This is a genomic window from Streptomyces sp. NBC_01288, assembly GCF_035982055.1.
Lineage (GTDB): Bacteria > Actinomycetota > Actinomycetes > Streptomycetales > Streptomycetaceae > Streptomyces.
Genome location: NZ_CP108427.1, coordinates 9,605,712 through 9,627,346 on the forward strand (window position 1 = coordinate 9,605,712; position 21,635 = coordinate 9,627,346).

22 protein-coding genes and 1 pseudogene are annotated in these 21,635 nt (G+C 70.7%); 10 read left to right on the forward strand and 13 right to left on the reverse strand.

Translation table 11 applies throughout. The features are described from left to right. Positions 1 to 2: 2 nt before the first annotated feature. On the reverse strand, positions 3 to 782 hold the full coding sequence (locus tag OG194_RS43165) for a helix-turn-helix domain-containing protein (protein ID WP_327406173.1): 780 nt from the start codon (positions 780 to 782) through the stop codon (positions 3 to 5). Positions 783 to 937: 155 nt separating this feature from the next. On the opposite strand from OG194_RS43165, the gene OG194_RS43170 reads away from it, so the two are divergent. From OG194_RS43170 to OG194_RS43210, 9 genes are read left to right on the forward strand one after another with little or no spacing between them, the layout of a single operon-like run. Then, positions 938 to 1,849 carry a sugar phosphate isomerase/epimerase family protein gene (locus OG194_RS43170; protein ID WP_327406174.1) on the forward strand — a complete coding sequence of 304 codons (912 nt, stop codon included), beginning with the start codon at positions 938 to 940 and terminating at the stop codon, positions 1,847 to 1,849. After that, the gene (locus tag OG194_RS43175) at positions 1,846 to 2,850 is read left to right on the forward strand and encodes a zinc-dependent alcohol dehydrogenase (RefSeq protein ID WP_327406175.1); all 1,005 of its coding nucleotides are present in this window, start codon (positions 1,846 to 1,848) and stop codon (positions 2,848 to 2,850) included. The genes OG194_RS43170 and OG194_RS43175 overlap by 4 nt, the downstream gene beginning before the upstream one ends. Beyond that, complete coding sequence (locus tag OG194_RS43180; RefSeq protein WP_327406176.1) at positions 2,847 to 3,551, forward strand: ThuA domain-containing protein; 705 nt, start codon at positions 2,847 to 2,849, stop codon at positions 3,549 to 3,551. The genes OG194_RS43175 and OG194_RS43180 overlap by 4 nt, the downstream gene beginning before the upstream one ends. 37 nt (positions 3,552 to 3,588) lie before the next feature. Beyond that, entirely contained in the window at positions 3,589 to 4,338 is a 750-nt protein-coding gene (locus OG194_RS43185) for an alpha/beta fold hydrolase (RefSeq protein ID WP_327406177.1), read from the forward strand. Then, entirely contained in the window at positions 4,335 to 5,147 is an 813-nt protein-coding gene (locus OG194_RS43190; protein ID WP_327406178.1) for a sugar phosphate isomerase/epimerase family protein, read from the forward strand. The genes OG194_RS43185 and OG194_RS43190 overlap by 4 nt, the downstream gene beginning before the upstream one ends. Before the next feature lie 25 nt (positions 5,148 to 5,172). Next, positions 5,173 to 6,036 carry a sugar phosphate isomerase/epimerase family protein gene (locus OG194_RS43195; protein ID WP_327406179.1) on the forward strand — a complete coding sequence of 288 codons (864 nt, stop codon included), beginning with the start codon at positions 5,173 to 5,175 and terminating at the stop codon, positions 6,034 to 6,036. After that, positions 6,033 to 7,670 (forward strand): ribulokinase, encoded by a 1,638-nt coding sequence (gene araB, locus OG194_RS43200; RefSeq protein ID WP_327406180.1) that lies wholly within the window; start codon positions 6,033 to 6,035, stop codon positions 7,668 to 7,670. The genes OG194_RS43195 and araB overlap by 4 nt, the downstream gene beginning before the upstream one ends. After that, a complete protein-coding gene (locus tag OG194_RS43205; protein ID WP_327406181.1) occupies positions 7,670 to 8,332 on the forward strand; it encodes an L-ribulose-5-phosphate 4-epimerase in 663 nt (220 codons plus the stop codon). Before araB ends, OG194_RS43205 begins: the two co-directional genes overlap by 1 nt. Before the next feature lie 48 nt (positions 8,333 to 8,380). Further along, positions 8,381 to 9,160: a hypothetical protein gene (locus OG194_RS43210; protein WP_327406182.1), complete on the forward strand. Its 780-nt coding sequence runs from the start codon at positions 8,381 to 8,383 to the stop codon at positions 9,158 to 9,160. 92 nt (positions 9,161 to 9,252) lie between these two features. Here the strand turns inward: OG194_RS43210 and hydA are convergent, their stop codons facing one another. Genes hydA through OG194_RS43255 form a run of 9 tightly spaced genes read right to left on the reverse strand, consistent with a single transcriptional unit; the run spans position 9,253 to position 17,331 of the window. Continuing rightward, positions 9,253 to 10,674 (reverse strand): dihydropyrimidinase, encoded by a 1,422-nt coding sequence (hydA, locus tag OG194_RS43215; RefSeq protein ID WP_327406183.1) that lies wholly within the window; start codon positions 10,672 to 10,674, stop codon positions 9,253 to 9,255. Between the two features lie 23 nt (positions 10,675 to 10,697). Next, a complete protein-coding gene (locus OG194_RS43220) occupies positions 10,698 to 11,078 on the reverse strand; it encodes an allophanate hydrolase-related protein (protein ID WP_327406184.1) in 381 nt (126 codons plus the stop codon). Between the two features lie 12 nt (positions 11,079 to 11,090). Further along, entirely contained in the window at positions 11,091 to 12,254 is a 1,164-nt protein-coding gene (locus OG194_RS43225) for an NAD(P)/FAD-dependent oxidoreductase (protein WP_327406185.1), read from the reverse strand. Further along, the gene (locus tag OG194_RS43230; RefSeq protein WP_327406186.1) at positions 12,251 to 13,612 is read right to left on the reverse strand and encodes an FAD-dependent oxidoreductase; all 1,362 of its coding nucleotides are present in this window, start codon (positions 13,610 to 13,612) and stop codon (positions 12,251 to 12,253) included. Before OG194_RS43230 ends, OG194_RS43225 begins: the two co-directional genes overlap by 4 nt. Positions 13,613 to 13,616: 4 nt before the next feature. Continuing rightward, the gene (locus OG194_RS43235) at positions 13,617 to 13,910 is read right to left on the reverse strand and encodes a (2Fe-2S)-binding protein (RefSeq protein WP_327406187.1); all 294 of its coding nucleotides are present in this window, start codon (positions 13,908 to 13,910) and stop codon (positions 13,617 to 13,619) included. 35 nt (positions 13,911 to 13,945) lie between these two features. Continuing rightward, a complete protein-coding gene (locus OG194_RS43240; protein WP_327406188.1) occupies positions 13,946 to 14,701 on the reverse strand; it encodes an amino acid ABC transporter ATP-binding protein in 756 nt (251 codons plus the stop codon). Beyond that, positions 14,698 to 15,426, reverse strand: coding sequence for an amino acid ABC transporter permease (locus OG194_RS43245; protein WP_327406189.1), 729 nt, complete (start codon positions 15,424 to 15,426; stop codon positions 14,698 to 14,700). Before OG194_RS43245 ends, OG194_RS43240 begins: the two co-directional genes overlap by 4 nt. Before the next feature lie 38 nt (positions 15,427 to 15,464). After that, positions 15,465 to 16,337: an ABC transporter substrate-binding protein gene (locus OG194_RS43250; RefSeq protein ID WP_327406190.1), complete on the reverse strand. Its 873-nt coding sequence runs from the start codon at positions 16,335 to 16,337 to the stop codon at positions 15,465 to 15,467. Positions 16,338 to 16,344: 7 nt separating this feature from the next. Further along, positions 16,345 to 17,331 (reverse strand): dihydrodipicolinate synthase family protein, encoded by a 987-nt coding sequence (locus OG194_RS43255; protein WP_327406191.1) that lies wholly within the window; start codon positions 17,329 to 17,331, stop codon positions 16,345 to 16,347. Positions 17,332 to 17,572: 241 nt separating this feature from the next. On the opposite strand from OG194_RS43255, the gene OG194_RS43260 reads away from it, so the two are divergent. Beyond that, positions 17,573 to 18,610, forward strand: coding sequence for a LacI family DNA-binding transcriptional regulator (locus OG194_RS43260; RefSeq protein ID WP_327406192.1), 1,038 nt, complete (start codon positions 17,573 to 17,575; stop codon positions 18,608 to 18,610). A gap of 189 nt (positions 18,611 to 18,799) precedes the next feature. On the opposite strand, the pseudogene OG194_RS47780 reads toward OG194_RS43260, so the two are convergent. The 3 genes and pseudogenes from OG194_RS47780 to OG194_RS43275 form a co-directional block, all read right to left on the reverse strand. Next, a pseudogene (locus tag OG194_RS47780) lies at positions 18,800 to 19,021 on the reverse strand (LysR substrate-binding domain-containing protein); the annotation flags it as partial. Between the two features lie 127 nt (positions 19,022 to 19,148). Next, the gene (locus tag OG194_RS43270; protein ID WP_327406194.1) at positions 19,149 to 21,143 is read right to left on the reverse strand and encodes an SMI1/KNR4 family protein; all 1,995 of its coding nucleotides are present in this window, start codon (positions 21,141 to 21,143) and stop codon (positions 19,149 to 19,151) included. 317 nt (positions 21,144 to 21,460) lie between these two features. Next, a complete protein-coding gene (locus OG194_RS43275; RefSeq protein WP_327406195.1) occupies positions 21,461 to 21,616 on the reverse strand; it encodes a hypothetical protein in 156 nt (51 codons plus the stop codon). Positions 21,617 to 21,635: the final 19 nt, after the last annotated feature.

Genomic DNA, 21,635 nt, shown 5'->3' on the forward strand with positions numbered 1-21,635 from the left:
GTTCAGGGGCGGAAGGCGATCCGGGACCGCTGTGCCTGTGCGGTGTTCCCGTGGGCCGCCCGGTACTCGGCGGGGGTGACGCCCCGCTCCTTCTTGAACTCGTTGCTCAGGTGGCTCTGGTCGTAGAACCCGGTCCGGCCTGCGATCACCGACAGAGGGAGGTCCGATGCGGCCAGCAGATCGCACACCGCCATCAGCCGCACCCGCCGTAGGTACTGGTGCGGGGTGGCGCCGAAATGCGCCTTGAAGCTCCGGCTGAAGTGGCTGGGCGACAGCGAGACGCTCGCGGCCAGCTCCTCGACGGAGAGGGCCCGGGTGTACTCGCGCGAGATCAGTTCCACCGCGGGCGTCAGAGTGAGCAGCCGGCGCGAGACGGCGTCCCGTTCGGTCAGTGCCCGGGTGACTCCCACGATCCCGATCGGCGTGCCGCCCCGCGGTCGGATCGGGGTCTTGGTGGTCAGGAACCAGTCGTAGGAACCGTTGGGATTGCGCACCAGCTCGACGAGGTCGATCAGGGCGTCCCCGGTGGACAGCACCTGCTCGTCGTGGCCGCGGTAGTGCTCGACCAGGTACTCCGGCGAGAGGTCCTCGTCCCGGAGGCCGAACAGTTGCCACGGGTGGCGGTAGCCGAGCAGCCGGGCGAACGGCTCGCTGCACGCGACGAACCGGCGCTCGGCGTCCTTGACGAAGACACGGACGTCGTCGATCCGGTCGAACGCCTGAAGAAGCGCGTCGCCCAACCGCGCCGTGAGTTCCTGCTGCGTGCTCTCGTCACCGGTCATGGTCACCCCCGCCCCCATACTCGCCGGAGACCGGAGCGAGGTCGAGACACACAGCAGGATTCTCCAAAAGCGGCGCACTTTCTTCCAAGTGAATACGCAGGTCGCGGGACTACCTTGAATGAGTTCAGGCAGTCGGGTCCAACAAGGAGACAACTGTGTCGGACGAATCAATACCCCGGATAGCGCTGGGCAGTTGGGCGTTCGCCTTCGGCCCGTTCGCCGCCGATCCCTGGAGTTTCGACCGGCTGTGCGGCTATGCCGCCGCGGTCGGCTACGACGGCGTGGAGATCAACGGATTCCGTCCGCATCCGCACGACGAGGACTTCACCGAGGCGGACTGCGCACGCCTGCGGGACCGGCTCACCGAACGGGGGCTGGGTGTCTCCGCCTACGCGCCCGACTTCCGTTCCACCCCGCCCGCCGACGTACCCGCCGCCGACTACCTCGCGCGCATCGAGTCGGTGCTGGCCTTCTGCGGGCGGCTGGGGATCCCGATGCTCCGGGTGGACTCGGTCTCCCCGCCCGGCCCGGTGGACCGGGACCGCCTCGGGCACCTGGCCGACACCTGGCGCCGGGCCGCCGACCGCTGCGCGGACGCCGGAGTGCGGATGGTGTGGGAGTTCGAGCCGGGCTTCTGGCTGAACCGGCCCAGCGAGGTACAGGAACTGATCCACACCGTGGCGCACCCGAACCTCACCGTCCTGTTCGACACCTCGCACGCCTACGCCGGCGCGGTCGCCGGCGCCCGCCACGGCGCCGACCCGGAGCTGCTGGCCGGCGGGGCCGCCGAGTACGCACGCCTGCTCGCACCGTACGTCGGGCACCTGCACGTGATCGACGGAGACGGTTCCCTGCACAACGGGGAGACCAGCGCCCATCTGCCGTTCGGCACCGGCGAGATCGACCTCGACGAGGTCATCGGCGCCCTCGGCCGGTCCGCCCTCGACCTCGACTGGTGGACGGTCGACTTCTGCTTCTGCCCGACCACCGAACGCGATGCCGCCACCGCCGTGCCCTTCGTCCGCGCGCTCGCCGACCGGGCCCGCGTGAGCGGAGCGACCCGATGAAGGCCGCGGCGATCACCGCGCCGGGCCGGGTCGAACTCGTAGAGCGGGAACGCCCGCACGCGCACCGCGACCTCGTGGTCGTCAAGATCCTCGTCGCGCCGATGTGCACCGAGTTCAAGGACCGTCGCGCCGGGAACCTCAGCGACACGCTGGGTCACGAGGCGGCCGGGATCGTCGTCGACGCCGGCACGTCCACCCGGGTGCGGGCGGGCGACCGGGTCGTGGTCATGCCGCAGAACGGGTGCGGCCGCTGCTTCCTGTGCACGGCGGGGGAGCACATCCACTGCCCGGACCAGCGGGACGTGCTCACCGAGAGCGGGAACGGCTACGGCACCGCCACGTACGCCGAGTACATGCTCAAGGCGGACTGGCTGCTGCTCCCGGTCCCCGACGACATCCCGCTGCACCGGGCCGCGCTCACCGTGTGCGGACTGGGTCCCGGTTTCACCGCGCACACCAGGATGAACACCGGGGCACCGGACACCGTGCTCGTCTCGGGCTGCGGACCGGTGGGGCTCGGCGCGATCGTCCACGCGACGGTGCGCGGCGCACGGGTGCTGGCGCTGGAGACCCAGGAGTACCGCAAGAAGCTGGCGGTCGAACTCGGCGCCGTCGAGGTCCTCGACCCGAGCGCCCTCGCCCCCGGCGAACTGACCGGCGTGGACGCCGCCGTCGAGACCAGCGGCGCCCCGGGGGCCGCGAGCCTCGCGGCCCGCGCGCTGCGCCCCCGTGGCCGCCTGTCCGTCGTGGCCTGGGGAGGTGAGGTCGTGCTGCCGCCGCTGGTGCCGATCGGAGCCGATGTCTTCGGGTGCTGGCACTGGAACCACCAGCGGTACGCCGATCACATGTGGACGACCGTGCGCGCGGCGGCCGGGGCACTGGACACCGTGGTCACCGCGCGGTTCCCGCTCGACGACGTGTCCGCCGCGATGGACCTCCAGGACACCGGCGAGTGCGGCAAGGTGTTCCTGCTCCCGCACGGACCGGAGGGCCTGCGATGAGCTCGATCGTCATCCTCGCGGGTGAGGGCGAGTACGCGTCCCACCGCACCATGAAGATCTACGCCGACGATCTGCGGGCCGAACTGCCCGACGCCGAGGTCCACTTCCTGGTGCCGGACGTGCTCGACGACTATCCCGACTTCCCCGCCTCCACGTTCGGCGACCTCGGCGATCTCGACGTACTGGCCGACGCCGACCTGCTGGTGATCTACACCCGCTTCCGCGTCCTGCCGGACGAGCAGATGGCCCGGCTCGCCGACTACGTACGGCGCGGCGGGAACGTACTGGGCCTGCGCACCTCCACCCACGCCTTCCACTTCCCCGACGACTCACCCTGGGCACCATGGAACGACGGCTTCGGCCGTGACGTGCTCGGCTCGCCCTGGGTGAGCCACCACGGCCACTCCTCGCGGACCGAGGTCACCCGCGTGCCCGGCGAACATCCGGTGCTGGCAGGCCTTCCGGACCGGTTCACCTCCCGGTCCTGGCTGTACCGCGTCCGATCACAACCGGACTGCCGGCCGCTGCTCCTCGGTGAGCCGATCGATCCGGAGGACGCACCGACCGCCGGCGCGGTCGCCTGGGTACGGGAGCGCCCGCGGGGCCGGGTCTTCTACACCAGCCTCGGGCACCCGGACGACTTCGCGCTGGAGGCGTTCCGCCGGCTGCTCGTCAACGCCACGCGCTGGTGCCTGGGTTGACCCGCCGAGCCGGTGTGCGATGCAGAGGGGGCAAGAGGTGAAACTGGCGTACACCGAGTACGGCGAGGGCGAACCGCTGGTCCTGATCATGGGACTGGGCGCGCCGGGCGCCGCGTGGGAGCCGCACACCGCGGCCTGGTCGCGGAGCTTCCGGTGCTTGGCCGCCGACAACCGGGGCGCGGGCAACTCACCGGCCCCGCCCGGTCCTTACACCACGGCCGAGATGGCGGACGACTACGCCGACCTCATCGACGGGCTGGGTCCGGGACCGGTGCGGGTCGCCGGGATTTCCATGGGCGGGGCGATCGCCCAGGAACTGGCGCTGCGCCACCCGGAGTTGGTGTCGCGGCTGGTCCTGGTGGCCAGTTGGGCCCGCTGCGACCCGCACACCGCGGAGATCTTCCGGACACTCCCGCTGATCTGGGACCGCCCGGAAGCCGCGACCGCGCTGCTGCAATGGCTGATCTGGACGCCGGGATGGTTCGCGGCGCACCGGCACGAGTTGCTCGCCGAGCGGACCGCGCCCGACCGGATGTCCTGCTCCGCGTTCGGCGCCCAGGCCGCCGCCTGTGTGAGCCACGACGCGCTGGACCGGCTCGGCGGCATCCGGGTACCGACCCTGGTGACCGCCGGGGACGCCGACCTGTTCGTCCCGCCCCGGCTGTCCCGCGAGATCGCCGAGGCCGTCCCCGGCGCGACCCTGGAGCTGTTCCCTGGTGCCGGCCACACACACCACTGGGAACAGGTGGACCGCTTCAACGCGCTCGTCGAGGAGTGGCTGCGATGACCGACATGCGCTTCGCCTGCCAGACCTACAGCTGGCAGCTCACCGTGGACGCCTACCGGGGCCGACTCGACCACATGATCTCGGTGAGCGCCGAGGCCGGGTTCACCGGATTCGAACCCGAGGTGGTGATGCTCGGCGACGACTGGACCGTATCCGGCCTGCGGTCGCCGCTGGCCGACCACGGCATGCGGTTGGCCGCGCTCTGCCTGGTCCAGGCATGGAGCGGCCCTCGCGAGACGGCGGCGGAAGCCGCCGAGGCGGACAAGGTGATCGAGGCGGTCGCCGGAACCGACGGCGCGATCATCAACCTCTGCCAGTACCCGGGACCGGATCGCACGCATCTGCGCGCCCGTCAGGACAACCTTCTGTCCTGCGTGGACGCCGTCTCCGCCAGGGCCGCCGCCGCGGGCGTGCACTGCACGTTCCATCCCAACTCCCCGGCCGGGTCGGTGTTCCGCCTCGACGCCGACTACGCGTATCTGCTGGCGAACCTGCCGGAACGGATCGGATTCACCCCGGACCTGGGGCACCTCGCCAAGGGCGGCATGGACCCGCTGGAGGTCGTACGCCGGCACCGGGACCGCGTCGACCACGTCCACGTCAAGGACATGCACGCGGACGGGTCCTGGGCCCGGACGGGTGAAGGGATCATCGACATCCCGGCGGTCGTGAAGTTCCTGGCGGACACCGACTTCGCGGGCTGGATCGTGCTGGAGGACGAGTCGCCCCAGGCCGAGGCGGACCCCGACCGGGCCGTGACCCACAACGGGGCCTACGTGCGCGACGCACTGGAACCGGTGACCAGGTGACCTCCTCCCCGTTCGAAGGACGCCCATGACCGACTGGCCCATCGCGGTGAACACCTTCGTGTGGCACTCACCGCTCACCGATGAACTGCTGGCCACCACCCTGCCCAGGATCGCCGGCTGGGGGTTCGACGCCGTGGAGCTGCCCCTGGAGAACGCCGGCGACTGGGACCCCGCCCGGACATCGGCGCTGCTGTCGGAACTGGGGCTGAACTGTGCGGTGGGCGCGGTGTTCGGACCCGGCCGCGAACTGGCGGCGGCCGACCCGCCCACGATCGATGCCACCAAGCGCTATGTCCGCGCCGCGGTGGACGCGGCGGCCGGAGTCGGCGCGACGATGGTCATCGGTCCGATGTACACGTCGGTGGGCCGCACGTGGCGCATGTCCCCGAAGGAGCGAGCGGCGACCCTGGGGGAACTGCGCGACAGCCTCACCGAATGCGCCGAGTACGCGGGGCGGCACGGCATCGCGCTGGCCGTGGAACCGCTCAACCGCTACGAGACGAGCCTGCTCAACACGGCCGCGCAGGTACGGGAGTTGATCGAGGACCTGCCCGGCAACGTCGGGCTCAACCTGGACACGTACCACATGAACATCGAGGAGCGGGACCTGCGCGCGGCGTTCCGCGTGGCCGGCGACCGCCTCCTGCACCTCCAGGTGTGCGGGAACGACCGGGGTGCGCCGGGCCACGATCTGCTGGACTGGCCGCTGATCCGGGACTGTCTCGCCGAGATCGGCTACCGGGGCATGCTCGGCATCGAGTCGTTCACCGCGGACAACGCGTCGATCGCCACCGCCGCCTCGATCTGGCGCCCGCTGGCGGAATCCCAGGACGCGCTCGCCGTGGAGGGCCTGCGGTTCCTGCGCGAGTGGCGGGACGGCCGGCCATGACCGCCCATGTCCTGGGGATCGACTTCGGCACCCTGTCCGCCCGGGTGCTCGTGGTACGCGCGGCCGACGGCGCCGAACTGGCCTGTGTGGAGCATCCGTACCGGAACGGCGTGATCGACCGCGCCCTGCCCGGCACACGGTCCGAGCTGCCACCGCTGTGGGCGTTGCAGGATCCGCGCGACTGGCTGTCGGTCCTACGGGAGGCGGTACCCGCGTCGGTCGCGCAGGCCGGGATCGACCCGGCGAGCGTGGCCGGGGTGGGCACCGACTTCACCGCCAGCACCCCGCTGCCCGTGCTCGCCGACGGAACGCCCCTGTGCGTCCTGGACGAATTCGCCGAACGCCCGCACGCCTGGCCGAAGTTGTGGAAGCACCACGCGGCCCAGGCACAGGCCGAACGGATCACCGCACTCGCGCACGAGTCCCGGCAGCCGTGGCTGTCCAGGTACGGCGGCAGGATCTCCGCCGAGTGGCAGCCGGCGAAAGCGCTCCAGATCCTCGATGAGGACCCCGAGGTGTGGGCGGCCACCGAACGGTGGATCGAGGCGGCGGACTGGATCGTATGGCAGCTGACCGGCCGGGAGACCCGGAATCCGTGCACCGCCGGATACAAGGGCCTTTACCAGGACGGGAGTTACCCGGACGAGGACTATCTCGCCGCCCTGGACCCGCGGTTCGCCGACGTGTACCGCACGCGTGTCGCCCATCCGCTCACGGCGCTCGGCAGCAGCGCGGGCGGACTGAGCGCGCGGGCCGCCGCATGGACCGGACTGCCCGAGGGCACGCCGGTCGCGGTGGGCAACGTCGACGCACACGTCACCGCGGCGGCGGCCCAGACGTACGAGAACGGCCAACTGCTGGCCATCATGGGCACGTCCACCTGCCACCTGATGAACGCCGACGTGCCGCGCGAGGTCCCCGGCGCCTGCGGGGTGGTCGACGGCGGCATCGTCGCCGGGTCCTTCGGCTACGAGGCCGGGCAGAGCGGGGTCGGCGACATCTTCGCGTGGTGGGTCGACAACGCAGTCCCCGAGCGCTATCGCGAACCCGGCCGCAGCGTGCACGAGGTGCTGAGCGACCTCGCCGCGCGACAGCGGGTGGGCGAGCACGGGCTGCTCGCCCTGGACTGGATGGGCGGCAACCGGTCGGTGCTGGTCGATCACGAACTGTCCGGAGCACTGCTCGGCATGACGTTGTCGACCACGGCGGTGGACGTCTACCGGGCACTGCTGGAGTCCACCGCGTTCGGCACCCGCGTGATCGTGGACGCCTTCGGCACCGCGGGCCTGCCCGTCACCGAGTTCGTCGCCGCCGGGGGCCTGGTCAGGAACCCGCTGCTGATGCGGATCTACGCGGACGTGACCGGGCTGCCGATCAGTGTGGTGGACTCCGCGCAGGCGCCCGCGCTCGGTTCGGCCATCCACGCCGCGGTCGCCGCCGGGATCCACCCCGAGGTGCGGACCGCGTCCGCCGCCATGGGCCGCCGTCGCCGCGCCGCCTACCTGCCGGTCCCGGAGCATCAGCGGGTCTATCAGCAGCTGTACCAGGAGTACGTGCGGCTGCACGACCACCTCGGTCGCGGGGGCAACGACGTCCTGCACCGCCTGCACGCACTCAAGACGAGGACACCCTGATGCCCGACGCCATCGCCGAAGCGCGCGAGGAACTGCACGCCCTGCACCGGTCCCTCGTCGACAACGGACTGGTCGCCTGGACATCCGGCAACATCTCGGCCCGGATCGCGCCGGACCTGATGCTCATCAAGCCGAGCGGCGTCCCCTACGACGAGTTGCGACCGGAGGACCTGGTGCTGTGCGACCTGTCCGGCGCCGCCGTGACGGGCACTCTGCGTCCGTCCAGCGACGCCGCCTCGCACGGCTACGTCTACCGCGCCCTGCCCGAGGTCCGCGGAGTCGTCCACACCCACTCCACCTACGCGACGGCCTGGGCGGCCCGCGGTGAACCCGTCCCGTGCGTACTCACCGCCATGGCCGACGAGTTCGGCGGCGAGATCCCCGTCGGCCCGCTGGCCCCGATCGGCGACGACGCCATCGGCCGCGGCATCGTGGAAACCCTGCGCGGTCACCGATCGCCCGCCGTCCTGATGCGCAGTCACGGGGTCTTCACCATCGGCGACAGTCCGCGTGCCGCGGTGAAGGCCGCCGTCATGTGCGAGGACGTGGCACGCACCGTCCATCTGGCCCGACAACTCGGGGAGTCCGCGACCCTGATGGCACGGACGGTGGACGCCTTGCACGCCCGCTACCAGAACCAGTACGGCCAGCGGGACGCCTGACCGCGATCACGTAGCCTCTCCTGGCACGCACACGACAAGGGGAGGACCATGAGAGGCAGAACGGCCTGGGCCGCGGCCGGTGGGGCGGCGGCTCTGGTGCTGACGACGGCGACCGGGGCGCACGCGGAGGGGCGGGGCGATGTCCGGGTGGTGAAGACCGTCGTCAACGGCGGCGGCAACGTCATCGTGGGGACGGCGAAGACGATCCGCTACCCGGTCGACATCACGATCAAGGACAACTCGGGGGTGAAGGGGCTCACGGACGTCAGCACCTTCAACAAGTCGAGCGCCTACACCTTCGCGACGTGGAACGACGACTCGTCCTGCACGAAGAAGAGCGCGACGACCTCGGTGTGCCGGGCCACGCTGACCATCGACCCCGCGTGGATCGCCGACAGCGACGACATCGACACCAACAAGGTCGCGGGAGTCTGGCAGGTCAACGCCACGGTCAAGGCGAAGGACGGCGACTACTGGATCTCCGACCACATCGCCGAGTACAAGGTCAAGCGGGCCGCCCAGCTCACCACCGTGATCGGACCCGAGAAGGTCGCCAAGGACTCCAAGACGACCGTCACCGGCAAGCTGTCGCGGGCCAACTGGGAAGACCGTAAGTACCACGGCTTCACCGGGCAGCAGGTCAAGCTCCAGTTCAAGAAGAAGGGCGCCGCCCACTACGTCACGGTCAAGACCGTGACGACGAACAGCACCGGGAACCTGACCACCAAGGTGACCGTCACCTCGGCGGGAAGCTGGCGCTGGTACTTCCCCGGCACCACGACCACCTCGCTGAAGGCGTCGGCCGGAGACGCGCTCAACCTGAAGTAGCCGGCAGCCGGTACCTCAGAAGTCGCCGGTCCTCCCCGCCGGGAGGCGGTCACGGCCCCGGGCGGACCGCCTCGGACGGTCCGCCCGCGGGGTCAGCAGACCAGGGACCGGCTCAGCGGGCCCGAGCGCAGGTGGCGGCCCCGGGGTTCGGGGTCCGTCAGCCGGCCGGCGTCGACGACGGGACGGCCGCCCACCACGACGGTCTCGGGCCAGCCGGTGACCGGCATGCCCTCGTACGGCGTGTAGTCCGTGGCCATGTGCAGGCCGGTGCTGCGGACGGTGCGGGTGGCCGTCGGATTCCAGATCGCCAGGTCCGCGTCCGAGCCCGGGGCGATGACTCCCTTGCGGGGGTAGAGGCCGTTGAGGCGGGCCGGGTTGGCACACATCAGCTCGACGAAGCGGCCCACCGGCAGGCCGCCCCTGACCACCAGCTCGCTGAAGATCACCGGCATGCGTGTCTCAACTCCCGGCAGGCCGTTGGGCATTGCCCGTACGTCGTGGCTCACCGACTCCTTCTGGGCCGTGTCGTAGCAGCAGTGGTCGCTGCCGATCGTGGCCACCTGGCCCATGAGCAGCCGTGAGCGCAGTCCGGCGACCGTGCCGGCGTCCCGCAACGGCGGGCAGCACACGAAGCGTTCGGGGTGCGGGCCCGTGTACGCCGTGTCGTCCAGCACCAGGTGGTGGGCCACCGTCTCCGTGAACGCCCGCACGCCACGGCCGCGGGCACGGGCCACCAGGTCGACCGCCTCGGGTGTCGACTGGTGGACGAAGTACACCGGGGCCGACACCGACTCCGCGATGGCGAGGATCTCGGCGACCGACGCGTTCTCGGCCAACTCCGGCCGCGTACCCGCGTGATGGGACGCGCTGATCGACCCGGCCGCCTCGCCGCGCTCCTGGGTGTCCGCGATGATGTGGTCGGCCTCGCAGTGGATGACCACCATCCCGCCCAGGTCCCGCAGCGTCGTCATCACGTTCAGGATGGTCTTCTCGTCGGCCATCGTCTCGCCGCGGTACGTGGTGAACATCTTCACCGTGACGATGCCGTCGGAGGCCATCGACCGCAGCTGCTCCGGCACGGTGTCGTCCCACTCGACCACGCATCCGTGCAGGGCGCTGTCGCACAACCCCTGCGCAGCCTTGGCACGTTGGGACGCGGCGACGTCGGCCGGGTTCTCGCCGGGGCGCGGGATGGCGAAGTCCACGATCGTGGTCGTACCGCCGAAGACGGCCGCTGTGGTGGCCTGGCGATAGTCGTCGAGGGAGGTGAAGTCCCCCGAGGTGAAGCCGACATGGCAGTGCGGGTCGACTCCACCGGGCAGCACGAGGCGTCCGGAGGCGTCCAACTCGGTCGTGCCGGGGGCCTGTTGGGTGCGGTACGCGCCCGGTTCCACCACCCCGAGCACCTTGCCGCCGCCCACCAGGACGTCCGCGGCGCCCTGCCAGTCGGCGTTGACCACGGTGCCGCCCCGGACGACGAGGTCGACGGGTTCGATCGATGAGGGGTGGGACATGGCAGACCTCCGGTGAGTAGGTGTCAGAGAGAGGCGAGGTAGGCGTGCCAGCCGCCGTGGGCGGTGATGTCGACGACTCCGGGGGCCGTGAGCGCGGAGGCGCGCATCCGCATCGAGAAGGAGCCCGAGCCGTCCGCCAGGGCGATCACGCCCAGTTCCAGTTCAGCGGGCTCCTTGGGGAGCAGTTGCTCGCGCAGCACCTCGTAACTGACCTCGTACACCTCGCCGTTGATCGCCGCGCCGCCCTCTGTGACGGGGTGCAGGCCGGGGAACTCGTCGCGCACGGAGAAGAACTGGTACGCGGGTGCCGTGCGGGCGGGGCCGAGGAGGCGGGCCTCGCTCAGTGCGTGGTTGAGGGTGCCTCCGGACATCGCCTGGCCGTTGACGAACATCTTCAGGGTCATGGGGAGTGCCTTTCAGGGCGATACGGGAGTGGTGGCGTCGTCGTGCAGCAGGCGGCCGGGACCCAGGTCGTCGACCGGATCGGCCGGGGGATCGCCGGCGATCTGGCGGGCCAGCGTGTCGCCCCACACCGGGGCGAGGGTGAACGCGTAGGTGCCGCCCGCGACGAAGAACCCGCGGTGGCCTGGGACTTCGCCGATCACCGGCATCTCGTCCGGGGTCGCGGCCAGCGGTCCGGCCCACATGCGCAGCAGCCGCAGGTCGCCGAGGAACGGCAGGATGCGCCCGGCCTGGGCGAGGTTGCCGGCCATGCTCGGCACGCTGACGGTGCTGCGGCCCTCCATGTCGAGCTTCGCCGCGGGCCAGCCGCCGCCGATCAGCAGGTTGCCCGCGCTGACCTGCTTGACCGACATGCCCTCGCCGATGTGCTGGACCAGGTGGTGCATGACCGGCGGGACCCGCACGGTCACGTGCATCTGGATCGCGACCGGGGACATCTGGATCCCCACCCCGGCGAGCGCGGAGATCTCGGTGATCCACGGCCCGGCCACGTTGACGACCACCGGCGCTGTCCAACTCCGTTCTCCTGAAAGCACCTTGTAGTCGCCGCCGACCCGCTGGATGCCGGTCACCGGGGTGAAGGCGTGCACTTCGACGCCGAGGCGGCGGGCCGCGGTGAGATAGGCGGGGGTGATCAGCAGCGGGTTGGCGTAACCGTCGAGCGGGCACCAACTGGCCGCGCGTACACGGTCGGAGAGCAACGGCAGCTGTTTGCGGGCCTCGTCGCCGGTGAGCACCTCGGTGGGGATGCCGGCCTTCCGCTCCCACTCGTGCTTCTCCCTCAACTCCTCTTCCTGTACGGCCGTTTCGGCGACCATGAAGCCGCCGCCGCGCCGCAACTCCACATCGGCGCCGAGCCGTTCCTCGATCTGCGACCAGTGGTCGGACGCCCGGCGTTGCAGGGGCAGCAGACGGGCGCTGTCGACCGGGACCTCCTGGCCCGGGCGACGGGTGTGGATGGCCTGGATGTGGAGGTTGCCCGCGGTGGTGCCGGAGCCCTCGCGGTTGGGGGCGCCGCGCTCCAACACCACGACCCGGTAACCGCGTTCGGCGAGGTGGAAGGCGGCACTGGCGCCGAGGATGCCGGCGCCGATGACGATGACGTCGGGCTGGTTCACGGGACGTCCTGCCCTTCGACCGTCGCGGCCATGGGCAGCGGCCGTATCGGCATCCGGGCCGCGAAGCACTCGGCCCAGCTCTCGTTCCGCCCGGTCAATGCCGCGACGATGTGGCCGCATTCGCGTCCCTGGCAGGGGCCCATGCCGGCGCGGGTGGCGGCCTTGGTGCCGTGCAGGTCGTTCCAGCCGGTCGCGGCGGCCTCCCGGATCTCGCCCGCGCTGACGCCCTCGCAGCGGCAGACCTGGGTGGCGTCGGGAATGTCCGCTGTGGTCGGCAACGGGTAGAGGCGGTCGGCCAGTTCGGCGAAACGGTCCAGGGCGCGGGCCCGGCGGCGAAGGCCGGACAGCCGTACGGGTGCGCGTTCGGGTGCCAGGCGGCGCAGGATCGCATGAGCGGCGAGCTGCCCTCGTACGCCGGCCGCGTGCACGCCCGCGATACCGGCACAGTCCCCGGCGACGTACAGGCCGTCCACCGAGGTCGCGCCGTCCGCGTCCACGACCGGGAGTTGCTCCGTGCCGGTGGGGTCCGCCCGGGTGTCGCAGCCCAGGAGTCGGGGGAGTTCGGTGCTGGGGCGGAAGCCGAAGCCCACGCACAGTGCGTCGGTCTCCAACTGCCGTACGCCGCCGTCCTCTTGGCCGATGTCCACGGCGGTGACCTGGGTGTCGCCATGTGCGGCCAGTACACGGGCGCCCTGTTCGACGCCTACGCCGTGCCGGGCGAGGGTGAGCAGATAGCGGGCCGCCTCCGCGAGCCGTGCGGGTTGTCGCAGCGCGCCGCCGATCGCCGAAGTGCTGGGCCGGTACGGGTGGTTGAGCTCGACCAGCGCCTCGATCCGGGCGCCCACCTCCAGCAGCGCGCACGCGACCGGCAGCAGGAACGGACCGGTCCCGGCCAGCACGACCCGTTGGCCCACGGGAACCCGGTCCATGGTGGCCAGGTGCAGGGCGAACCCCGGGGTGACCACGCCGGGCAACGTCCAACCGGGGAAGGGCAGGGAGCGTTCGTACGCTCCGGTGGCGGCGAGCGTGGCCCGGGTGGTGATGCGGCCGAGGGCGCCCGTGCGGACGTCGGAGGTGAAGAGTGTGCGGCCCGCGTCCTCCGCGCCCCAGACCAGCGTGCCGGTGCGGACGACGACCCCGGCGGCCCGCACCCGGTGGATCAGTTCGGTGCCGCGCGGGCGGAAGTCCCCGAAAGCGGCCGTGAGTTGGTCGGTCCGGCGCTTGTAGTACTGGCCGCCCAGGGTGTCGGACTCGTCGAGCAGCACGACGCTCAGCCCGCCCCGGGCCAGGACCAGCGCCGCGTGCAGTCCCGCCGGCCCGCCCCCGATGACCGCGACGTCCGCCTCCGACTCCGCCATGACGTCAGCCATGGGCGGCCGTCGGCAGGGGCTCGGTGTGGGTGCGGATGTCCATGCCCTCGGCGACGTGAGCGGTGCAACTGCGGGAGCCGGGGCGGCCGTTGATGGTCACCTCGCACTCCAGGCAGACACCCATCCCACAGAAGGGGCCGCGCAACTGGCCGTTGACCGGGTTGCGGCGCAGCGGCCAGATACCGGCCGCGACCAGGACGGCGGTCACGGACTGGCCCGCCCAGGCCTCGCCGGGGGTGCCGTCGATGGTCACGGTGACCGTCTCCGGCAGGGAGTTGGGGCTCATGGCTGTGCTCACAGGGATCGAGGGAAGCGAAGGGCTCACAGGATGCGGTCCAGGAACTGGCGGGTGCGCTCGTGTTCCGGTGCGGAGAAGAAGAGGTCCGGGGACTTGTCCTCCACCACCAGGCCGTCGGCGATGAACACCACCCGGTCGGCCGCCGCCCGGGCGAAGCCCATCTCGTGGCTGACGACGATCATGGTCATCCCCTCCTCGCGGAGCCGGACCATGACGTCCAGGACCTCACCGACCATCTCCGGGTCGAGCGCCGAGGTCGGTTCGTCGAAGAGCAGCAGCTCCGGGCGCATCGCCAGGGCACGGGCGATGGCCACCCGCTGTTGCTGGCCGCCGGAGAGCTGGGAGGGGTAGGAGGCGGTCTTGTCGGCGAGTCCCACCATGGCCAGCAACTCACCTGCCGCGCCGCGTGCTTCGGACTTGGAGACACCGTTCACGTGCACCGGACCGGACGCCACGTTGTCCAGCGCGGTCATGTTCGGGAACAGGTTGAACTGCTGGAACACCATGCCGGTACGCCGCCGTTGGACGGCGATCCGGCTTTCCCGCAGGGAGCCCCGCTCGCCGTAGCCGATCCGTTCGCCGCAGATGCTGACGGTGCCCGAGTCGGGGGTCTCAAGGTGGTTGAGGGTGCGCAGGAAGGTGCTCTTGCCGCCGCCCGAAGGTCCCAGGACGAGGACGACCTCTCCCTGCCGGACGGTCAGGTCGATGCCTTTGAGGACTTCGACTCCGCCGTAGGACTTGCGTACTTGGCGCGCTTCAACGACCGTCTCGGTGGTCATCGGGTCTCCATTTCGAGTGCCGGTACGGCGGCACTCTTGATACGGCGGCCTTGGCTCGGCCCGGTCTGGTGGCCGCGGCCGACCCGGATCTCCAGCCACCGCTGGACCAGGCCCCACAGGGTGGTCATCGCCAGGTAGTACAGGGCGGCTGCCGTGAGGCCCTCCAGGACCCGGAAGTTGGTCTGGACGGCGAACTGGGTGCGGCGCAGCAGCTCTTCGACGGAGATCACCGAGACGAGCGTGGTCGTCTTGAGGAGTCCGTTGAAGCTGTTGCCGAGCGGCGGGACCATCACCCGCAGCGCCTGCGGCATGACCACCACCCGGAACACCTTCCAGGGCGGCATGCCCAGCGCGCGGGCCGCCTCGGACTGGCCGCGCGGGACCGACAGCACCCCGGAGCGGACGATCTCCGAGAGGTACGCCGCCTCGTTCAGGACCAGGCCGGTCAGGGCCGCGCTGATCACGCCGAGGCGCAGGCCCAGCTGGGGCAACCCTGTGTAGATGATGACCAGTTGGACCAGTAGAGGTGTGCCGCGCATCAGCCACACGTAGAAGCCCGTGACCAGTCGGACCGGCCTGAACCGGGACGCTCTGCCGACCGCCACGAGCACGGCGAGCGGAAGGGCGAGCGCCATGCTGACCGCGGTCAGCCAGATCGTCGTCCAGGCTCCCTGAACGAGCTGGGGATCGGTGAGGAAGTCGAAGAAGGCATCCCAGGACCACATGGCTCTCGCCCTTCGCTGATTGCTTGGCGCTGATCGGGTTACTTCGCGCTGATCGCGCCGGTGGTCACTTTGAGATCGCCGGTGTAGGCGGTGACGCCGTACTTCTTGTACAACGTGGCCAAGTACCCGTTGCTACGAAGGGTGTTGAGCGCGTCCGCGACCGCGTCGGCGGCCTTCTGCTTGCCGAAACCGAGGGCCAGCGGGGCGGGGTTCATGCCCTTGACCGCCGTCTCGAAGCGGCCGTCCTTCTGGTAGTAGCTGGTGACCGCCTCGACGATGGCCACGCCCTCGACCTGGCCCGCGGACAGGGCCTGATAGGCGTCGGCGGTCGTGGTGAAGGTGCGGACGGTGACCTGCTTCTTGCCGGCCGTCTTCAGTTCCTTGTTGAGCGCGGTGAGGGTGTCGAACTCGTAGCCGGGCGCTTCCACGGCGATGGTCTTGCCGGAGAGGTCGTCCTCGGAGGTGATCTTCTTCGGGTTGCCCTTGGCGACGGAGATCGAGACGCCCTGGACCTCGTACGGGACGAGCTTGACGGTCTTGGCGCGCTCCGGTGTGTAGAACATGCCGGTGTCGATCATGTCCCAGCGACCGGACTGCACACCGGGGATCTGTGCGTCGAAGGGGATGTTGACGAACTTCGGTGTGAGACACAGGAGTTTGGCTATCTCGTCGCCGAGGTCCACCCGCATGCCGACGATCTTGTCGGAGGCGTCCAGGTACTGCATGGGCGGCAGGGTCGCGTTGGTCGAGATCGTCAGCGTGCCCGCCTTGACCAGGTCCGCCTTGCCCACCTTGGGCGTACAGCCGGTCGGGGCCGCGGCGGCGGACGACGACGAGTCCTCGCTGCCGCAGGCCGTCACGGTCAGAAGCAGGGCGGCGGCGGAGGAGGCCGCGATGAGAAGTCTGCGCACGGTCGGTTCACCTTTTTCCGGTGCTGATGGAAGTTCCGGTGGTGGCGGAATTCCCGGTGCTGGTGGAGCAGGAGTGCAGCCCGGCCTCGTCGAGCGCCTCGGACAGGCCGAGCAGCGCGGACGGGTCCTCCAGGGGGAGCAACGGGGGGCGTACATGCCCTCCGGGCTGCCCGAGCAGCCGCATGGCGGCTTTGAGCTGCGAGGTGGGTGAGGCGAACCGTGAGCTGTAGTCGTCGTTGACGAGCAGGTTCACAAGCCGTTCGTAGCGTGCCGACCAGTCCCGGGCCCGGTCGAGGTCACCGGCCCAGTAGGCCTCGTAGAAGGGGACGGCGAAGCGGGCGCCGAGGCCGCCGCCGTCGATGTTCCCGGCGCCGCCGAACTCGGCCATGACGGCCATGCCCCGGCGGTGGATGAAGCGGCCGAAGACCTGGACCTTGCCGGCCAGGGCGGCGCAGGTGTCCGCGACCTTCAACTCGTCGCCGGAGCTGTCCTTGACGGCCACCACGGTGTCCAACTCGGCCAGTTCGACCAGGGTGTTGACCGTGATGTCCACGGCGGTGCCGCGCGGCCAGTTGTAGACCATGAGCGGCAGGTCGACGGCCCCGGCCAGAGTGGCGTAGAAGGCGTGGATCTCGTCCTGGCTCGGGTGGACGTACGGCGGCGGGGTGGTGAGGATGCCGTCCGCGCCGATCGCGCGGGCGTGCTCGCCGTAGCGGGCGGACTCGGCGGCGGTGTAGGCGCCGCAGCCGATCACCACCGGTATCTGGCCGGAGAGTTCGGCGACCGCGATCTCGGCCACCCGGCGGCGCTCCTCGGGGGTCTGGGAGAACCACTCGCCGGTCGTGCCGTTCACCAGGACTCCGTGCACGCCGTGCTCCGCGTACAGCGCGAGCAGTGCGCGCCAGGCGTCCTCGTCGAGGGAGCCGTCGGCGGCGAAGGGCGTGGGTGCGGCCGGCCAGTAGCCGCGCCAGGGGGCGGCGACCGAGGTGTTCATGGTGAGCTCCGATCGAGTGTCAGCCCCGGCAGGACGTCACCTGATGGGACCACTCTGTGGGATCGATTGCACAGCACCGTGACACCGGCCGGAGGGGACGGTCAACCTCGTTCTGGCCGGAAACTGCTGGCGAAACGTATTGTTTACGCCACCGACTCGACCGCGTCTGACATGATGGCGATCACGGCTCGGCGCGTGAGAAGAGCCGTATGGGATCGATTTCATGATCGGGGGTGGGCCGGTGGCCGTCACCTTGGACCAGGTGGCCGAGGCGGCAGGGGTCTCCAAGAGCACGGCCTCGCGCGTGCTCAGCGGCTCCAGCCGGGTCAGTGCGCAGACGAAGCGCGCGGTGCAGTCCGCGGCGGAACGCCTCGGGTACCGCCCCAACCGGATCGCCAGCGGACTGCGCACCAGGCGCAGCAACCTCGTCGGGCTGGTGATAACCAACCTGGTGAACGCCTCGTTCCACCGCATCACCGAGGTGCTCCAGCAACGGCTGGACGAACGCGGCTACCAGGTGCTGCTGTGCGTCACCGACTCGGACCCGGCGCGTGAACGCCGGTACCTGGACATGCTGTTGGACCACCGCGTCGACGGCCTGATCATCGTGGGCACGGGCGACAACACCGCGACGGTCCGGGAGGTGAGCGCGGCCGGCATCCCGGTGGTCAACCTGATGCGCACACCCGACAACGCCCCCGGCGACTCCGTCATGGCCAGCGACCGGGACGGCGCCGAACTGGCCGTCCGCCATCTGCTCGACCTCGGCCACCGGAACATCGCCTTCATCGGCGGCGAGCCCCACGTCGACTCCGGACGCGACCGCTACGCGGGATTCGCCGCGGCCCTGGCCACCGTCGGACTCGAACCCGATCCAGCCCTGTGCGCACGCGGCCCGTACACCGTGCCGTTCGGCGCGGAGGCGGTCATGCGGCTGATGGCCGCGGACATCCCGCCGACCGCGCTGTACAGCGCCAACCACGAAGCGACGTTCGGGGTGCTCGGGGGCTTGGTGCAGCTCGGGGTTCGCGTGCCGGAACAGCTCTCTCTCGTGTGCCACGAGGAGGCTCCCTGGTTCCCGTACTGGCACCCGCCGATCACCGTCGTCGACAACGGGGCGCGCGACCTCGGCGAACTCGCCGCGGAGCAACTGCTGCGCCGCATCGACAGTCGCTCCGATGGCGGCGACCCCGGCCCGGAGGGCGCCGGCCGGCTCATCCGGGTCGGCTCGCGGCTGGTGGTGCGTGACTCGACCACGGCGCCGCGTTGGCCGGAGTGACGGCTGACTCCTGGGTTCAGGCGCACTGTCGACTCCCGCGATACTGCCCTGCAACGGCCCCCACCGTCCGGGCTGTTGGGGGACTCGCGGTGACGACGGCAAGGGTGAGCTGTCCGTCGCCCGGGCCGTGTCGCCCAGTGCGTGAAGGAGCGTGGCGGCCGCGGGGATGCGCAGGGTGTCCGGCCAGAGCAGGGCGAAGACGCGGCGGACCGGCCAGTCGATGAGGGGGCGGGCGACGGCTCGCGGGTCGAAGTGTGCCGTCACGCCGAGTTCGTTCATGACCGCGAGGCCGATGCGGTTGGCGACCAGGCTGTGCAGGGTCAGTTGGTCGTCGGCGGTGGCGGCGATCCGGGGCGCGAACCCGGCGTCGCGGCACGCGGCCAGGAAACGGGTACGGCCGGACTCCAGCACCCGGCGAAGTGTTCAGCGTCTGGCGCGCAGGGCGAGGCGCACCGCGATGCGGTGTTCACAAGCAGCGCCTCCAACACTTCGCCGGGATGACCACCCGGCACCTTCACGCATTATCCCCTCGGGCCGCTCACCTGCTTCCCGGTCCGTCTTCTCGCGTCCGCTCGCCGGCCACCGGGCGCGTGGCTGCCGGGTGCACGCGGATCACCGTGTACGTCTCGCCGTTTCGTGGTGGTCGAGTCCAGGAGCGGGTGGTGAACGTGTGCAGGCGTCCGTTCGCGATGGCATGACGCGGCAGAGACGCCCCGAACTCCTCCGCCACCGCTTCCAGCAGCGGTCGTTCTGCTCGGGAGCTGTCCTCCAGGTCGGCGAAGAACCGGCTCGGATCCAGGGACGGCGGTATTTCCCCGCTCCGCTGGATCTCTCCGTCCGCGTACGTGAACGCGTACTGCTCGGCACCGTCCTGTGCCACCGAGAGGTGGAAGAACGGCTTCCCGTGGGGTGTCCGCAAGCCGCTCCACACCACCACCGCGCGGGTGTTCGCGCCGGCGGTCGACGCGGGGGAGACGAAGCGCTGCCGGTTGAACGGGGCGGGAGCGCCGTCGAAGGCGAAGCTCCAGCCGGTGCCGGCCCGGCCGACCGCCACGAGGGGCCTGTCGTCGTAGGACGAGGACTCCCTCCGGTTGAACTGCGATCTCTGGCGCGCCTCCCAGAAGGTCATGGGTTCGTTCAGCACGGTGCCGTCCCCATCCCCATCCCCATCCCCATCCCCATCCCGATCCGTGTCAGCGTCCGTGAGGCGTCCGGGCAACTCCTTCGGCTCCGTACCCTCGACCAGGACGAACCGGTAGGACGTGCGGTTGTTGCCCCGGTCCGGTTCCGCGAGCCACGCCAGGTCGCCCGGGTCGAGGTCGGCCGTCGGGCCTGGTGCCTCACCGGACTGCCCGCCCCTCGGTGTGGACAGCAGCTCGCGGCCCCGCTCCGGGGTCAGCAGCGGGCCGAGCACGGGGTCGGCCACCCACCCCAGCGGCGCCAGATGGTCCGGTCCCAACGGCTCCCACAGGGGCAGAGCGTCCGTCAGTGTCCGCCATGCCCTGTCGGCGTCTCCCCAGCGCGCCAACTCCCGCGCCCGCTCGACCGCTTCGCCGAACGGCCCGGCCGCCGTGTACCGGTACGTGCCGTTCCTCACCTGATCCAGCGTCGCGTGAGCGAGAGACATCAAGTCGGCGTCGGCGACCCGGAGTTGGTACTTCAGTGTGGAGTCGTCCCGGTACGAGCGCGCCGCGTGCTCGGCGACCAGCGGCGGCAGCATCTCGGGTGTATACCGCGGGTCTGTCACGAGACCGTCGTAGTACACCGTGTAGGTCTGTCCGAGCAGGCGGCGTATCTGGTCACCCAGCCCGGCGGCCCGCGGCCTGCCGTACCCGTTGGCCTCGTCCAGCGCCTCCAAGGCCTGTTCCCAGCCGCCGCGCAGCGCCTCCAGCCGGGCCTCCTCCACCTGGGCGTCCAGCTTTCGCGTCGTGTCGTTGGCGAACACCGGTTTCCCGTCGCTCGGGCGCGCCTGAAGGCTGTGGAACTCGCGGTGCATGTCCCGCATGAACGCGACGAAGTTCGTGTGCCGTTCGGGCGGCTCGGCCCGCCAGCTCGCCCAGGTGTACACGGCCCACTCGCCGTTCTCGTCCACGTCCTCGGGGGCGAGGAGGACGTGCGTGATGTCGGAGACGACGTCGAGTTGCAGCCCGCGTCGCCAGATGTCCGCCTCCCGCCGCTCCTCGGGCCCGGCGTCCTCGCGCAGGTGCTCCTCGAACATGTCCGCGAGCCCCGACGCGTTGTTGTGCCAGTGCGCGTCCTCGGTCCCCGCCAGCAGCGACACGAACCCGCCCGCGTGCCGCCACCCGTCGCTGACCTTGAGGAACTCCCGGTACGACGGGGGCATTTGGCGACCGAGGCGCTCCTCCATCGCGGCGATCCGCTCCTCCGACGCAGCCGGGAACCCCAGCCAGCGCGCCCGCCGCGCGGCCTCGTTGCCCTCGCCCCGCGTCTCGCCGTCCAGCAGGGAATCCGCCCACTCGCCGCTCCACGTGAGCAGGAAGGACCGCCAGTCGAATGCCGTGGAATCCGTCATGCGCCCGATGCTGCCACCCACCACTGACAACGCCCCGCTGCCTCCGCTTCGGCAGCGGGGTAACGCGGTGAGGGGTTCACGGGTGGCCGGGACGAGCCGGGGCAAGCGGAACTCGGCCGGGGGAAGGTCGCGTCGTAGCTGCAACTACCGCCGTAGGACGCACCGTTGGCGTCTGTGTCCGCGACTGTCTCGTCCTGCGCCGAGTGGTCCACGGTGTCCTAGGCCAGGACCGTTGCGTCGCTGTCCTGGGTGTAGATTCGCGCCGTCGTCGTAGGACCGTCGAGCCCGTCTACGGACCCTGGACGCCGGACGGCTGCTCACGCACGCCGTGCCCGGGTGAGGACCAGCAGGGCCAGTTGGCCGGCCAGTCCGACTGCCGCGCCGACCGCCAGCAGGGTCTCCGGGTGGTGCCGGCGGACCAGGCGGCCGTTCGGCGATGTGCAGATCCTCGTCGCCCACATCCATCTCGCCAAGCCAGAGCTTTGCGATCGG